Origin of the sequence: Bdellovibrio sp. HCB290, from assembly GCF_047305925.1 — a bacterium.
Classification (GTDB): domain Bacteria; phylum Bdellovibrionota; class Bdellovibrionia; order Bdellovibrionales; family Bdellovibrionaceae; genus Bdellovibrio.
In genome coordinates, this window is sequence record NZ_CP178620.1 from 3,635,660 (window position 1) to 3,649,058 (window position 13,399).

Below are 13,399 nucleotides of genomic sequence, written 5' to 3' on the forward strand. Positions count from 1 at the left end.
CAAAAAGCAAAAGGCCGAACCTGCAGGTTCAGCCTTTTTATTGCCCATCGTCCTTAGGGTCAAGACGCGATTAGTACTCTTCAACAATCACGATAGAACGGAAGCCTACTTTAGTTTTTGGCTGGCCGTTTTCATAAACCTGACGACCTGTTTTAGAGTCGATAACTGGCATGTGGCCTTTATCAGCTCTAACTACAGCGTCATGGATCAAGTTGATTGGACCTGATTTAACACGTACGCAACCACCGGAAGCGCGGCTACCCAAAGCTGCGATACCGTTAGCCTCGCCACCGGAAATATCTGGTGGAACTTGGTGCAGGGCCAAACCACGCTTGTCGTTAAAGAACATCGCGTAAGGCATCATGAATTTAGACTCACCTGAACGGTAGTTATAGTCATATACACGTTTGATATCATAGAAACCACGAGTCGTGTGTCTCCAGTGAGATTCACGGGAACCCTTAAAGATACCATTTACGATACCTTTGAATTTACCGATGTATTCCAACTGTTCAGTTCCAGTTGAAACATTCGTCGTCAGAACCAAACGGCGGTTCGTGTAAAGGCGAAGTTTTTGAGCGCCCGGGCCGCGAGCCGCTTTATTGATAACGATCACGTTCGTGAAATCGTTGTAGGAAGTGTCACCAGCAAGGTAGGCAGCTTCGTTAAAAAGGATACCTGTTGGAGCTTCGTAAGAATCTTCAACCATCAAACGTCTTTCAGCTTCTTCACGCTTGGAAAGTTTCAAAGGTTTTTCTTCAGGGATAGATTGCGCAAAAGCTGCAAAAGAGAAAGTGGACGCCAAAAGCGCTGCCAACAATAGTTTCATGAGTCACTCCTTATCGAGGAGTGAGATAACTTAGGCGCCGTTGGAAATCATTAGATTTGTGAATTTTGGAACAAATCACCATACTTCGCATACTTAAAGTTAATGCCATTTAATCGAAATCACCCAAAATCCTGGTTGACCCGCCCTCAATGCTTCGCTGCGTTACTGTCGTAGTCAACAGTCGGCTGAATTCCGACGAACTTCAGCGGCAATCACCCCTTCAAAGGTTTCTTATTTTAAAAATTCCGGGCTAAAATGCTGAAAAGCAAATTTCTTCCGTTAAGGACAAACATTTATGAAAAACTCACTCCGTTTAGTTTCCCTGGTTGCGATCTCGATGCTGGCTTTTGGATGCGCTCATCACCGCGATGTTAGACCCAGCGCTTCGGGCGATCACAAAGTTCTTTTGAACATCGAAGACAAAGAAGCCGGCTACAGAGACGCTATGTCGCAAGCTGAAGATTACTGCAAACAATCCGGCAGAATGCCAGTCATCGTAAACGAAGGATCAAAGTATCAAGGCAACATGGATGAGGGAACTTATCAAAAAGCTAAAACCGCTTCTAAAGTGGCGCAAGCCGCTGGTGGCGCGATCTGGGCGATGGGTGGCCAAACTGAATCCGCTGTTGGTGGTATCGCCGGTCTTGGCGGCTCTGTCGCACGCGGCGCTTTGGGCAATGGCTACCGCTACGAACTTGTCTTCCGCTGCCAATAGAAAATTTGTAGTTAAGGAGTTTTCTGCAACGGCAGAAAACGACCCAACAAACCCAAACTAGAATATGATGTTAATCTTCAGAAAATACTCCGACGAAGTCGGAGTGAGACAGGCACAAATAAAAAAACCGCCAGAGGGCGGTTTGTTTTATTTGGTAGGGAGTACAGGATTCGAACCTGCGACATCCACCTTGTAAGGGTGGCGCTCTACCAACTGAGCTAACTCCCTATTGGTAAGAAGGACCTATGTTTATCTGCGTCCTTCCGACTTTGCAATATCTTTTTTTAAATTTTTCGCAAATTTCTTAGTGTGACACACACGTTTCTTGCGAGAAGCGGAAACGTGATGAAACCTTGAACAACTGTAAATTGATCATTTCACTAGTAGATCTGGCTTCCAGGCTACCTAGCGACAGAACCATCACAGAGTTTTTGTAGAGATTACCCAATCCCGGAGGTTGAGGTGATTTCTCAAGATCAAATGACGTCAGCGTTAGACGGTACGTAGTACCTCCACAGCTGGTCATTTGCGCCAGGATCACTTTACCTGTTTCAAAGCCCACGCCTTCTGCCAGAACTCGGCGGGTTTCCCCGTCAATTTGTCTGACAAACAATTGGCGACCACCACCAGTTTTTTCCTTCACAACTTTAAATGCGAAGTACGAAACGTAGTCGTCTTGCTCGACTCTCCATAGCCCCTGGATATCATCCCATGGGAATGGTTGTGCCGCAGACCATGGCCACGGAATCGGACGGTTATCTCCAGATGGCATGATGCCGCCTTCGTCATCCGAAGTATGCGCATATCCGACGCTGGAGAAAATCAAAAGAGCTGCTAGTAAAATATGACGTAACATGAAAATCCCCTACTTAGTGCTCGAAATGAATGCGAGCAGCTTTATTCATGTAATAGCCGTTTTTGGCTCTAAAAATATATTTTGGTTTTTCGTAATCTGGTTCGATCAGTTTACGCAGACGTTTGATCGTCACGTAAATCTTATTGTCATGAACTGCCGGATCATACGGCTGCTTCCAGACATTTTCGACCAGGAATTCCTTGGAATAGATTGTGCCCTGGTTCTGAACGAACAGGCGCAATAGATCCAATAGAATGAATTGATTTTTGAAATCAATGCGACCCAACTTACGCTCGGTCACAGCATGATTTACTTCATCAAACACAAGGTCATAGCTGTGTTGAGAGTCCGCGCCGATTTTAGCAGCGTAGAACTGTCCAATTCTTGCCAAGCGAACATGGTTTTCAGAGTCGATGGATTTTTGTGCCAAAGACAAATAAACACGCGCTAGGTCTTTTTCACCCATTTCAAAATAAACATCGCCCAACTGAATCATCAGGTAAGACGCTGCCACAACGTTGCGGGTTTCTTTCAAAGCATCGTAAGCCTTCCACAAAACTGTGATCGACTCCTCATACTTTTTCATTTGCGCGAGAATGTTACCATTCAGGATCAACGCAGAAACTTTTAATTCCGGGAAGTTGTAAACCTGGAAGAACACTTCAAGGTTATAGATTTCTTTCAAAGCATCAGCATAACGAGCCACTGATGGATTGGAGTAAACCATTGCCAGACCGAAGATCGCATTACAGATGTCTTCTTTGTTGTCTGTAGCCAGTGCCAGAGCCAATGCTTTTTGAACGTAATCAAGAGCATCGTCTGTCTGATTTTTGTAGGAAGCGCAGACTGCAAGGAAATAGTAAGTCTTGGAGTTAAGTTCGAAGCCTTCTTTAAGGACTAAGTCTTGGAGTTTTTCCTTAGTCGCATTGATCTCTTCGATTTGTTCGCGTTCGGCAAAAATACGCAACAACAGTGTTTGGCACTTTAAAAAAGCAGAATTATTTTTCTCGGCGAAATAGCCATTAGCTGCTTCGCGGAGATGGTCCGTTGCGGGACCGTATTCTCCACGATCGCAATACAGCTTGCCGAGCTCATAGGCGCGATCGAATTGACTCATAAGAAATTAATACTCCAAGTATTTCCAAGATTCTGAGGAACGACAGGTTCTGTCAGATTGTCAGGATATCGTCAATGCGAGATGCGTGATGTTGCTGAAAAAGTAGGCATAGTGAGAATTGATTTCAGTAAATTAATGTTATGCCCGTTACTTAGGGGGTTTGCTCGCTGCATCAATCTGGATTTACTTAGAAGAGAACGTGTCTGAAGTCGTCAGCCAGATGCTTTTTCACTTCCTGAATAAAGAGCTTCACATTGATGTTTTGCTTATGACGAGCTGGAGTCACCGCCCAAATGTCCTTCTTGCCCTCACTAAAGTTCTCTAACACCGATACCAAGCGGCCGCGCTTAATGTCCTCGAAAGCATAGGATCCTGGAAGTCTGGCAATGCCCAAACCCGCCAAGGCTGCCTTATGCAAAACCCGGGGGTTGTTGCTTTTAAAATTCCCTGAAATGGGAACTTGAAAGCTTTTTCCACGTTTTTTAAAGCTCCATGAGCTGCGCTCGCCGATGCAATTATGATTGATCAGATCCGCTGGTTCGTTCAGGTCCGCAGCAGTTGAAAGATAGCCCTTGGTACAAACAATGTATTCGAAACGCGAAGCAATCTTTTGCGCGAGCAATGATGAGTTCTCCAGATGCCCGATACGAATCGCCACATCAAACTTCTCCTCGATCAGATCAACAATACGAGTCGAAAAGTTGAGCTCCACTTTCAACTCGGGATAGCGCTTCGCCATTTCGACAACAACGGGTGCAACATAGTCTTCGCCAAAAACTCCGGCCAAAGTGACGCGCAAACTTCCACGGGGTGTTTCTGATAAATCCAGAATTTCCTGTCTTGCGGCGTCCAGATTATTTAAAGACTCGCGGCAGGTTTGCAAATAGCGTTCGCCCATGTGAGTGAGCTGCACTTTTCTGGTCGAACGCACAAAAAGAGCAATCCCCAGATCGCTTTCCAGCTGGCGAATGTTTTTGCTGATGTGCGATTTTGACACCCCCAGAATTTCGGCTGCCTTCGAAAAACTGCCGGCTTCGGCTACTTTGACAAATGCAATGATTCCCTGGAGAGACTTTATTGTTTCCATGCAGAAACAGTATTGTTCCTTTCGTGATCTAGTCAAGGCAGTGCTATGTTTCTATAATTCCACTGTATAAATAACACTAAGGAGTCGTCGTGAAAATTAAAGCCGCAGTCGCATGGAAAGCCGGAGCCCCTCTTACAGTCGAAGAAGTCGACCTGCAAGGACCGAAAAAAGGGGAAGTTCTGATTAAAGTTGTAGCAACCGGTGTATGTCACACAGACGCATTCACTTTGTCAGGTGCTGATCCAGAAGGATTGTTTCCAGTGATTCTGGGTCACGAAGGTGGCGGGATTGTTGAAGAAGTCGGCGAAGGCGTGACAACTCTTAAAAAAGGCGATCATGTCATTCCCCTTTACACGCCTGAGTGCAAAGAATGTAAATTCTGTCTTTCTGGAAAAACAAATCTTTGCGTGCGCATTCGCGCGACACAAGGCAAAGGTTTGATGCCCGATGGGACTTCGCGCTTTTCCAAAGACGGAAAAATGATTCATCACTATATGGGTTGTTCGACTTTCGCGGAATACACCGTGGTTCCTGAAATTGCGCTGGCTAAAGTGAATCCTAAAGCTCCCCTGGAAAAGATCTGCCTGCTTGGTTGTGGTGTTACAACCGGTATTGGTGCCGTTCTGAATACTGCAAAAGTTGAAAAAGGCGCTACCGTCGCCGTTTTCGGTTTGGGGGGCATTGGCTTGTCAGTAATTCAGGGAGCGAAGATGGCTGGGGCTTCGCGCATCATCGCCATCGACATTAACGACGCGAAACGTGAAATGGCGGAAAAATTCGGCGCTACTGATTTCGTTAATCCAAACAAACACGATAAACCGATTCAGCAGGTGATTGTGGAAATGACCGAGTGGGGTGTTGATTACTCGTTTGAATGCGTCGGCAATACAAGTCTGATGCGTGCAGCACTTGAGTGCGCTCACCGCGGCTGGGGTCAGTCCATTATCATCGGTGTTGCTGGTGCTGGACAGGAAATTTCCACTCGTCCGTTCCAACTTGTCACAGGCCGCGTTTGGAAGGGCTCTGCATTTGGTGGTGTCAAAGGCCGCACGGAGCTTCCAGGCTATGTTGATCAATATATGTCCGGCGAAATTAACATCGACGATATGGTTACTTTTGAAATGCCACTTGAAGATATCAATAAAGCCTTCGATTATATGCATGAAGGCAAAAGCATTCGTTCAGTGATCAAGATGTAGGAGCACCCGTGGAAGCAACTCTTCTCAAGTCCCATAAGACATTCGAAGGACAAACTCAGTTTTGGGAGCATGATTCGGTTTCAACCAAAACCAAAATGAAGTTTTCCACGTACATTCCCACAGGACTGGTGAAGGGTTGCGTGATCTGGCTTTCTGGTTTGACCTGCACCGACGAAAACTTCATCACCAAAGCTGGAGCCCAAAAGTATCTGGCAGAGCACCAGCTAATGGTCATCTGCCCTGACACCTCCCCGCGGGGCCTGCAATTGCCTGGCGAACATGACTCCTATGATTTCGGTTCTGGCGCGAGCTTTTATGTCGACGCCAAAACAGAAGGATATAGCGAGCACTACAATATGTTTTCCTATATTACGAATGAACTTTATGAACTGATTCAGAATCAGTTTCAAATTCCAAAGAATAAAGTTTCAATCATGGGTCACTCCATGGGTGGGCATGGTGCTTTGGTTATTGGGCTTCGCGAAAGCAGCAAGTTCCAATCCATTTCAGCATTTGCCCCTATTACAAATCCTACGCTGGCTCCCTGGGGCAAAAAAGCTTTTACCGGCTACTTGGGGGAAGATCAGGATATATGGAAGCAATACGACGCTACCGAACTGATTCGTAGCGGAGCTCGCCATCCCAATGAAATACTGATCGATCAGGGACTGGCAGATGAATTTTATCTGAAGGCTCAGCTACTGCCCTCTCATTTTGAAAAATCCTGTGAGGTCGCCGACCAGAAACTTAAGATGCACTACCGTGCTGATTTTGATCACAGCTACTATTTCATCGCTACGTTTATTGAAAGCCATATTCAGCATCACGCAAAATTTTTGGCTTAAAGATCAGGGCTGTTCTTCACAGACTTAGAAGAACAGCTCCACCACCGACAATCAATGCACCCAGCAATTGAACTCTGCTCAGTGATTCTTTCAGGATGAATGAAAATAGCACTGCAAAAAAGATCGAAGAGTTTCTAAGAGAAATTGCAAATCCCGGCACAGAAACCTTCAAGCCATACAGAAAAATAACAAAAGACATATTAGCCGCGACTCCGGCGGCAATGGCCTTGAATTTCTCATCCTTCAATATGCCTTTTACTCTCTCAATTCGGGAACCTCTCATTGCGAACCACAAGAATGGCCAGGATATGACCATGGCTACAGCAAATAAACTTTTCGGTTCGGCCCCGTGATACAAAGCTTGATGATAGCTTAGGTGATATCCACCTATAAACATCGCGCACACCCAGGCCCAGGGAACCTTGGCAAACCAACCTTCAGTGTTAGACTTTGCAGTCCGTCCTGGAAAACTTAACACCACAATGCCCGCCAACACCAAAGCCGCTCCCAGCGCCTGTAGCGAAGTTGCTTTTTCTCCCATGAAAATGGTGGAGATGATCCAGACAAATATCATCGCCCCACCACGCATGATGGAATAGGCTTTGCCCAACTGGCTTTGCTTTAACGACCACGCCAGGGTAACGAAGTATGCTCCCTCAAAAACTCCGGACAAAATCGCATAAGTCAGCGGAGTTCCCGCTTCAAATTTTTCAGTAAAGAACAGCAATGAAAATGCAATCAGCAGATTGCTGACCGTCATAGCCACAAACAAAAACGCTTCTTTGTCTTTAGTGGTTTTGGCTATTGCATTCCAACTGGCATGAAGAAATGCAGAGGATAAAAGTAAAAGGGCACTGGTGTTCATCGGTGCCCATCATACGTGTAGCAATTATTCGCGTGAAGAGATTTGTTTGTTCATCTGATTTTTTCGATCTTCAAGGCGCTGAAATATCTGATCGACCTCACGTTGAAAGTCTTTTTCCGGCTGTTGCAGTCCATTCAGGAAAGTACTCCAATGGCGTGTCACCGCAGCCATGGCCACCGTTTCCCGCATTTGTTCATCATTAGCCCCATGAAGTTTTGCAAACTCGGTATAGATGTAAACGCAGCGCTCGCAGGATGTTTGCGCTGACACCGCCAGGCTGATCAAATCAATCGTTGCCGGCGACAGAGGGGCTTTCGGATTCATACTTAGCATTTTATGTTCATTCCAAGAGCCCGCCACACCTTTTGCCGCATAATTCCTGATGAAATTGGGCACAATCCCAACGGTTCTTTCCATGTCTTTGTAGGCGGCATTCACGTCCCCAACAAGGGGAACTGGTTTAATTTCACTGATGCCATTTCCTTTTTTATTGCGCAAAAACTTAGTCATATTGTCCACGTCTGCTTTGAACTGGGGATATGGAATGGGTGAGCCCTCCCAAAAGGTGGCCCATTTTCTGGTGTCTGCAGCCACTGCGATTGCGAAATTCATTTCCTGTGGAGTGGCTCCGTTAAAACGGGCCGCGCGCTTATGAAAGTATACGCAATACGTACACGGAATCTGCGCCGCTACCGCCAAACCAATAAGTTCTTTGGTTTTCGGGGTCAGCGCGGTCGTTGGATTTAATTGAATATCGCGAAACTCCTGCCAGGCACCAGAGATCGCCTCCTGCGGAAATTCCTTCATGAAAGTGGGAACAGTATCGAAGGTTGCGCGAATTTCTTCGTAGGCCGCCTGTGCCTGCGGATTCTGAGGTGCCGATCCTTCAGGCTGAGCAGCGTAAGCAACCAGGAAAAACAATAAGGGAGCCAATAGCGGAAGAATGACTTTCATAGAAAACTCCAATGTTCGAATACCCAAATCCTAACATCGCCATTCTTTTCCGTTATCCCCCGCCCAAAAAAACAAAGGGCCGGTCTTGCGACCAGCCCTTTGGAAATTTGTCATTTGCTGTTATTCGACCTAGTGGTGAGCGACATTTTGTTGGCCCGTGTACTGAGCCTTGATACCAAACTCGCGTTCCTTTTGGATTTTGAAGATCTCTTTTGGATTTTTGATATCCAAAGCGTTGATCAACACTTGATCCACATGGTCCACAAGGATGACTTTCAAGTCTTTCATCACTTCCTTAGGGATGTCCTTAAGATCTTTTTCGTTCTCTTTAGGACAGATGATCATCTTGATGCCACCACGGTGAGCTGCCAGAGTTTTCTCTTTCAAACCACCGATTGCCATTACACGTCCGCGAAGGGAAACCTCACCAGTCATCGCAACAGTGCGCTTAACCGGGATTTTCGTGATCGCTGACACGATGGAAGTCGTAAGCGCGATACCTGCTGAAGGACCGTCTTTAGGAACAGCACCTTCCGGCAAATGGATGTGCACGTCGATGTTCGCGAAGTATTCTTTGTCCAAACCGAACAAAGGACCTCTGGAACGTACGTAGCTCATCGCCGCCGCACAGGATTCTTTCATCACATCACCCAGTTGACCAGTAACAGTGAACTTACCTTTACCAGGCACTACGCTCACTTCGACTGCCAACAAGTCCCCGCCCACTTCTGTCCAAGCCATACCGTTCGTAAGACCGATTTCGTTCTCCGCCTCGATTTGACCGAACTTGAATTTGTGCGGACCCAACAGCTCAACCAGTTTTTGCGAAGTCACAACGTAACCTGAAGAAGCTTTCGCCCCTTTAGCACCTTTTTTAGCAGCAGCTGTTTTACCAGTCGCTTTCTTAGCAGTGCCTTCAGATTTAAAGTCATTCAAAGTTTCGTTCATCACGATATCTTTTGCGACTTTACGGCAAACGTTTGCAACTTGTCTTTCAAGGTTACGGACGCCGGCTTCACGAGTATAGAAGCGGATGATGTCGCGGATAGCTTCATCTTTCACCGTAACTTTGTGATCTTTCAGACCATGGTTTTCCAATTGTTTTGGAACCAGGTAGTTTTTCGCAATGTGGAACTTCTCCTGCTCGATGTAACCTTCAAGCTGGATGATTTCCATACGATCCAACAATGGACGTGGGATTGTATGAAGGCTGTTCGCCGTCGCGATAAACATTACTTTTGAAAGATCGTATTCAACTTCAAGGTAGTGATCCTGGAACGTAGAGTTTTGCTCTGGATCCAATACTTCAAGCATTGCTGCTGAAGGGTCACCTCTGAAGTCATTCGCCATTTTGTCGATTTCATCCAGAAGAACCAGTGGATTGCCTTTATCAACCTTGCGCAAAGCCTGGATGATTTTACCTGGCATTGCTCCCACGTATGTTTTTCTGTGACCGCGGATCTCTGCTTCGTCTCTCACGCCACCCAAAGAGATACGTGCGAATGAACGATTCAAAGATTCAGCGATTGATTTCGCCAAAGACGTTTTACCTACGCCCGGAGGACCTGCAAGGCACAAGATAGGGCCTTTCATGTCTTTCGAAATCGAAAGAACAGCCAGATACTCAAGGATACGGTCTTTTACTTTTTCCAATCCGAAGTGCTCGTCATCCAAAATGCGCTGGGCATTTTTGATGTCATGTTTCTCTTCGGAGTAATCCTGCCAAGGAAGTGACAAAATCCAGTCGATGTAGTTACGAACAACTGTCGCTTCCGCTGACATCGGTGACATAAGCTTCAATTTCTTGATCTCTTTCATCACTTTGTCTTTAGCTTCCTGGGACATTTTCTTGTTCTTACATTTGATCTCTAGATCCTGAAGCTCTGCCTGGTAGTCGTCTTTCTCGCCAAGTTCTTTTTGAATAGCCTGCATTTGCTCATTCAAATAGTACTCTTTCTGAGAGCGCTCCATTTGTTTCTTCACGCGAGTGCGGATCTTTTTCTCCACTTCAAGGATTTCGATCTCGCCTGTCATCAAGTTCAACAAATGTTCAAGACGTTTGCTGGCATCGATGATCTCAAGAACTGCCTGCTTGTCTTCAAGCTTCAAGTTCAATTGAGCCACGATAATGTCAGCCAACTCACCCGGGTTCTCGATAGTCGAAACTCTCATCAAGATTTCAGGTGGGATGCGCTTGTTCAATTTCACGTATGTTTCGAAAGTCGTCTTAACAGAGCGAACCAGCGCCTGTGCTTCAACGATGTTCGTACCGTCTTCATCCAAAGACTCAACAGCCACCATGAAATAGTTTTCGTTGTTTACAAAATTCTTAATCTTTACGCGACGTTTGCCCTCTACCAGAACCTTCACAGTTCCATCCGGCAGGCGAAGCAACTGAATGATCGTACCTACGGTACCGATCGTAAAGATATCCTTGGGCTCGGGATTGTTCGTTTTAGCGTCCTTTTGCGCCGCCAATACGATGTCGGTTTGCTTGCTCATCGCTTCTTCCAGAGCATTGATGCTCTTTTCGCGACCTACAAACAGAGGCATCATCATATGTGGAAATATGATCAAATCTCTTAGGGGCAAAAGCGGTAGTTGTGTGACTTTTCCCTCGCTCATATCCTCTCCCTCCCTTGGGTTAACGAGCTTCTTGCGTATTAGGACACAAGAGGATGTTCATTCAGGTTAAATAATCCGTTAAAAACCTTAGCGAATCCTTCCTTATTTTAACTATGGTAACTAATGGGTGGGAAGCAATATATCGAACGAAAAATAGAAGTCTGGTCCCTGTCAGTTTTTGGGTCAAATAATGCCTATTTTTAGGGCACTTTTACCACTTGCCAAACCCCCGCCTCAGGACCCTCGAAACCGTATGAAAAATAGAAAAACTTTCTGAATTGTAATACCGCTTAGGCAGATTTTGGTCCCCTTTTCTTCAAACTTGTTCGATAAGTGCTATGTGACACGCAAAGAATCCAAATGGTCCAACGCCAATTCGCTGAGTCTTAAGCTGCTTATTGCAACTTGGGCGGTCAGCTCATTCGCCACGTTAATTTTAACGGCGGGTCAGCTTATTTTGGATTACCAAAAAGACTTCGACAAACTGCAGAACAATTTCTCCATCATCAAAAACTCCTATTTGGATTCTATGGCCGAGCACTTGTGGTCCTATGACACTCGCCTGTTGGAAATTCAGCTGGATGGATTAAGCCGCCTGCAGGGTGTGAGTTACCTGAAATTGGTAGCCGACAACAAAACAATTTACGAGACTGGTATCACCGACCCCGCCGAAGAAAGTCATCGCAGCTTTGAAATTCTGCATAAGAATACCAACGAAGTGCTGGGAACCTTGGATGTTGAGCTGGATGTAAGAAACCTGCGGGAAAAGTACTTCCACGAGGCCATTTGGATTTTCATCCGCCAGGCGGCAAAGACCATGATCGTGGTTTTCTGTTTGTATTTCATCTTTAACCACATTGTGGTCGTGCATATTAAGCGCATCGTGGAATACCTGACTTCTGATGAGCGCTCCCGTGGGGAGTTGCGTTTGAATCGACAATCCAGCGAAGTAAAAGATGAACTGGACATCCTTGTCGAATCCATCAATCAGTTCAAAGTCGAACTTCTGGAAGCCAACCAACAACTGGAACAATTGAATCAGGCGCTAGAGCACAAAGTCATGAATCGCACCCGCGAGCTGACAACAAAGAACCAAAGCCTTGAAAAAGCCATGCTACAGATCAAACGCATGCAGGCCACCCTGGTCGCACAGGAAAAACTGGCTTCCTTAGGAAGCCTTACTGCCAGCGTAGCCCATGAGATCCGCAACCCACTAAACTTCGTCTTGAACTTTAGTGAACTGCTAAGCGAATCTGAAGACACCGAAGAAATCAGAGAAATCAGTCGGGTTATTCTAAAACACAGCCAGCGCATCGATCAGATTGTTCGCTCTATGCAGATTCTTTCAGGCTATGACAGCGACATTCTTGAGAATACAGATATCAACGAGATCGTTAAAAGAGCCTACCAGCAAACAATTGCCAATCGTGCTCTGGGGTCTGCGTACATTCCACCGAAGGTAAATTATCGCCTGACGGACTCGATTCACGCCCAGGCATATTCTGCCTCCCTGATGCGAGCCCTTTCAAACATCATTGATAATTCGATTCACGCTCTTGAGAAAAAAGTTTTGAACGAAAAGAACACTGAACCTGAGTTGACGATTTCCACTGCGGTCCGTGGGGACAATGTGGAAATTTCTATTCGTGACAATGGCATCGGCATCCCTTCCATCCTGGGAGAAAAAGTCTTTGATCCGTTCCTCACTACCAAAGCACCTGGTGAAGGTGCTGGACTTGGTCTCACCGTTGCGTTTAACATTGCCCAAAAGCACGGTGGCACATTAAAGTACACAAGTGAGTTCGGTCAGTGGACTGAATTCGTGATGTCGCTACCTATGGTTCACGAAAGAATTCATGCATGATTCACATTGTGGTCGTCGATGATGAAGCAGACACCCATCTGCTTTATAAATTGAAATTCAAGAAGTTCTTCGCCGATCTTGGCGGAGTTAAACTTGTTTCATTTCTTAGCGCCATCGATTGCTTAAACTACCTGCGAGTAGCTGATGCTCCCAAAGTTGATCTGATCATGTCTGACATCAATATGCCCGAAATGGACGGTTTTGAATTGCTTCAGGAAGTCCGCAAAATGCATAAGACCCTGCCCTTTTACGTGGTCAGCGCTTATGAATCTTCCGAGTTCCGCAATCGCGCCGAACAATTGGGCGCACAACGCTTTCTTAGCAAACCCGTCGATTTTCACGCTTTGGGCGAAGCCCTTAAAACTGATCTGAACCTTTCTTTGTAATCCAACGTATTCTGCCTTTTACCTTTGGTTTCGACTCCTGAAGTTTCGTATAAGAAA

12 protein-coding genes and 1 tRNA gene are annotated in these 13,399 nt (G+C 45.9%); 5 read left to right on the forward strand and 8 right to left on the reverse strand.

All coding sequences use genetic code 11. The features are described 5' to 3' along the window. Nucleotides 1–70: 70 nt before the first annotated feature. The gene (locus ACLVWU_RS17780) at nucleotides 71–829 is read right to left on the reverse strand and encodes a L,D-transpeptidase (RefSeq protein WP_413576235.1); all 759 of its coding nucleotides are present in this window, start codon (nucleotides 827–829) and stop codon (nucleotides 71–73) included. A gap of 295 nt (nucleotides 830–1,124) precedes the next feature. Between ACLVWU_RS17780 and ACLVWU_RS17785 the strand changes: the two genes are divergently transcribed. Beyond that, the gene (locus tag ACLVWU_RS17785) at nucleotides 1,125–1,544 is read left to right on the forward strand and encodes a hypothetical protein (protein WP_413576236.1); all 420 of its coding nucleotides are present in this window, start codon (nucleotides 1,125–1,127) and stop codon (nucleotides 1,542–1,544) included. A 152-nt stretch (nucleotides 1,545–1,696) separates the two neighbouring features. Here ACLVWU_RS17785 and ACLVWU_RS17790 read toward each other — a convergent pair. From ACLVWU_RS17790 to ACLVWU_RS17805, 4 genes are all read right to left on the reverse strand, one after another. Further along, a tRNA-Val gene (locus ACLVWU_RS17790) sits at nucleotides 1,697–1,772 on the reverse strand. A gap of 76 nt (nucleotides 1,773–1,848) precedes the next feature. Further along, complete coding sequence (locus tag ACLVWU_RS17795; RefSeq protein ID WP_413576237.1) at nucleotides 1,849–2,400, reverse strand: hypothetical protein; 552 nt, start codon at nucleotides 2,398–2,400, stop codon at nucleotides 1,849–1,851. 13 nt (nucleotides 2,401–2,413) lie between these two features. Next, nucleotides 2,414–3,517 (reverse strand): winged helix-turn-helix domain-containing protein, encoded by a 1,104-nt coding sequence (locus tag ACLVWU_RS17800; RefSeq protein ID WP_413576238.1) that lies wholly within the window; start codon nucleotides 3,515–3,517, stop codon nucleotides 2,414–2,416. Nucleotides 3,518–3,704: 187 nt separating this feature from the next. Continuing rightward, complete coding sequence (locus ACLVWU_RS17805; protein ID WP_413576239.1) at nucleotides 3,705–4,604, reverse strand: LysR substrate-binding domain-containing protein; 900 nt, start codon at nucleotides 4,602–4,604, stop codon at nucleotides 3,705–3,707. Nucleotides 4,605–4,693: 89 nt separating this feature from the next. Between ACLVWU_RS17805 and ACLVWU_RS17810 the strand changes: the two genes are divergently transcribed. After that, entirely contained in the window at nucleotides 4,694–5,803 is a 1,110-nt protein-coding gene (locus ACLVWU_RS17810; protein ID WP_413576240.1) for an S-(hydroxymethyl)glutathione dehydrogenase/class III alcohol dehydrogenase, read from the forward strand. An 8-nt stretch (nucleotides 5,804–5,811) separates the two neighbouring features. Next, nucleotides 5,812–6,648, forward strand: coding sequence for an S-formylglutathione hydrolase (gene fghA, locus ACLVWU_RS17815; protein WP_413576241.1), 837 nt, complete (start codon nucleotides 5,812–5,814; stop codon nucleotides 6,646–6,648). A 16-nt stretch (nucleotides 6,649–6,664) separates the two neighbouring features. Here fghA and ACLVWU_RS17820 read toward each other — a convergent pair whose 3' ends face one another. From ACLVWU_RS17820 to lon, 3 genes are all read right to left on the reverse strand, one after another. Then, the gene (locus tag ACLVWU_RS17820; protein WP_413576242.1) at nucleotides 6,665–7,513 is read right to left on the reverse strand and encodes an EamA family transporter; all 849 of its coding nucleotides are present in this window, start codon (nucleotides 7,511–7,513) and stop codon (nucleotides 6,665–6,667) included. Nucleotides 7,514–7,537: 24 nt separating this feature from the next. Continuing rightward, nucleotides 7,538–8,467, reverse strand: coding sequence for a carboxymuconolactone decarboxylase family protein (locus tag ACLVWU_RS17825; protein WP_413576243.1), 930 nt, complete (start codon nucleotides 8,465–8,467; stop codon nucleotides 7,538–7,540). 129 nt (nucleotides 8,468–8,596) lie between these two features. Continuing rightward, the gene (gene lon / locus ACLVWU_RS17830; RefSeq protein ID WP_413576244.1) at nucleotides 8,597–11,092 is read right to left on the reverse strand and encodes an endopeptidase La; all 2,496 of its coding nucleotides are present in this window, start codon (nucleotides 11,090–11,092) and stop codon (nucleotides 8,597–8,599) included. Between the two features lie 340 nt (nucleotides 11,093–11,432). On the opposite strand from lon, the gene ACLVWU_RS17835 reads away from it, so the two are divergent. Beyond that, entirely contained in the window at nucleotides 11,433–12,956 is a 1,524-nt protein-coding gene (locus tag ACLVWU_RS17835; RefSeq protein ID WP_413576245.1) for an ATP-binding protein, read from the forward strand. After that, the gene (locus tag ACLVWU_RS17840; RefSeq protein ID WP_413576246.1) at nucleotides 12,953–13,342 is read left to right on the forward strand and encodes a response regulator; all 390 of its coding nucleotides are present in this window, start codon (nucleotides 12,953–12,955) and stop codon (nucleotides 13,340–13,342) included. The genes ACLVWU_RS17835 and ACLVWU_RS17840 overlap by 4 nt, the downstream gene beginning before the upstream one ends. Nucleotides 13,343–13,399: the final 57 nt, after the last annotated feature.

Bases quoted from the DNA above. Each gene is read 5' to 3' on its own strand.
- ACLVWU_RS17780 (WP_413576235.1), bottom strand. From the start codon at position 829: ATGAAACTATTGTTGGCAGCGCTTTTGGCGTCCACTTTCTCTTTTGCA.
- ACLVWU_RS17785 (WP_413576236.1), top strand. From the start codon at position 1,125: ATGAAAAACTCACTCCGTTTAGTTTCCCTGGTTGCGATCTCGATGCTG.
- ACLVWU_RS17795 (WP_413576237.1), bottom strand. From the start codon at position 2,400: ATGTTACGTCATATTTTACTAGCAGCTCTTTTGATTTTCTCCAGCGTC.
- ACLVWU_RS17800 (WP_413576238.1), bottom strand. From the start codon at position 3,517: ATGAGTCAATTCGATCGCGCCTATGAGCTCGGCAAGCTGTATTGCGAT.
- ACLVWU_RS17805 (WP_413576239.1), bottom strand. From the start codon at position 4,604: ATGGAAACAATAAAGTCTCTCCAGGGAATCATTGCATTTGTCAAAGTA.
- ACLVWU_RS17820 (WP_413576242.1), bottom strand. From the start codon at position 7,513: ATGAACACCAGTGCCCTTTTACTTTTATCCTCTGCATTTCTTCATGCC.
- ACLVWU_RS17825 (WP_413576243.1), bottom strand. From the start codon at position 8,467: ATGAAAGTCATTCTTCCGCTATTGGCTCCCTTATTGTTTTTCCTGGTT.
- lon (WP_413576244.1), bottom strand. From the start codon at position 11,092: ATGAGCGAGGGAAAAGTCACACAACTACCGCTTTTGCCCCTAAGAGAT.
- ACLVWU_RS17840 (WP_413576246.1), top strand. From the start codon at position 12,953: ATGATTCACATTGTGGTCGTCGATGATGAAGCAGACACCCATCTGCTT.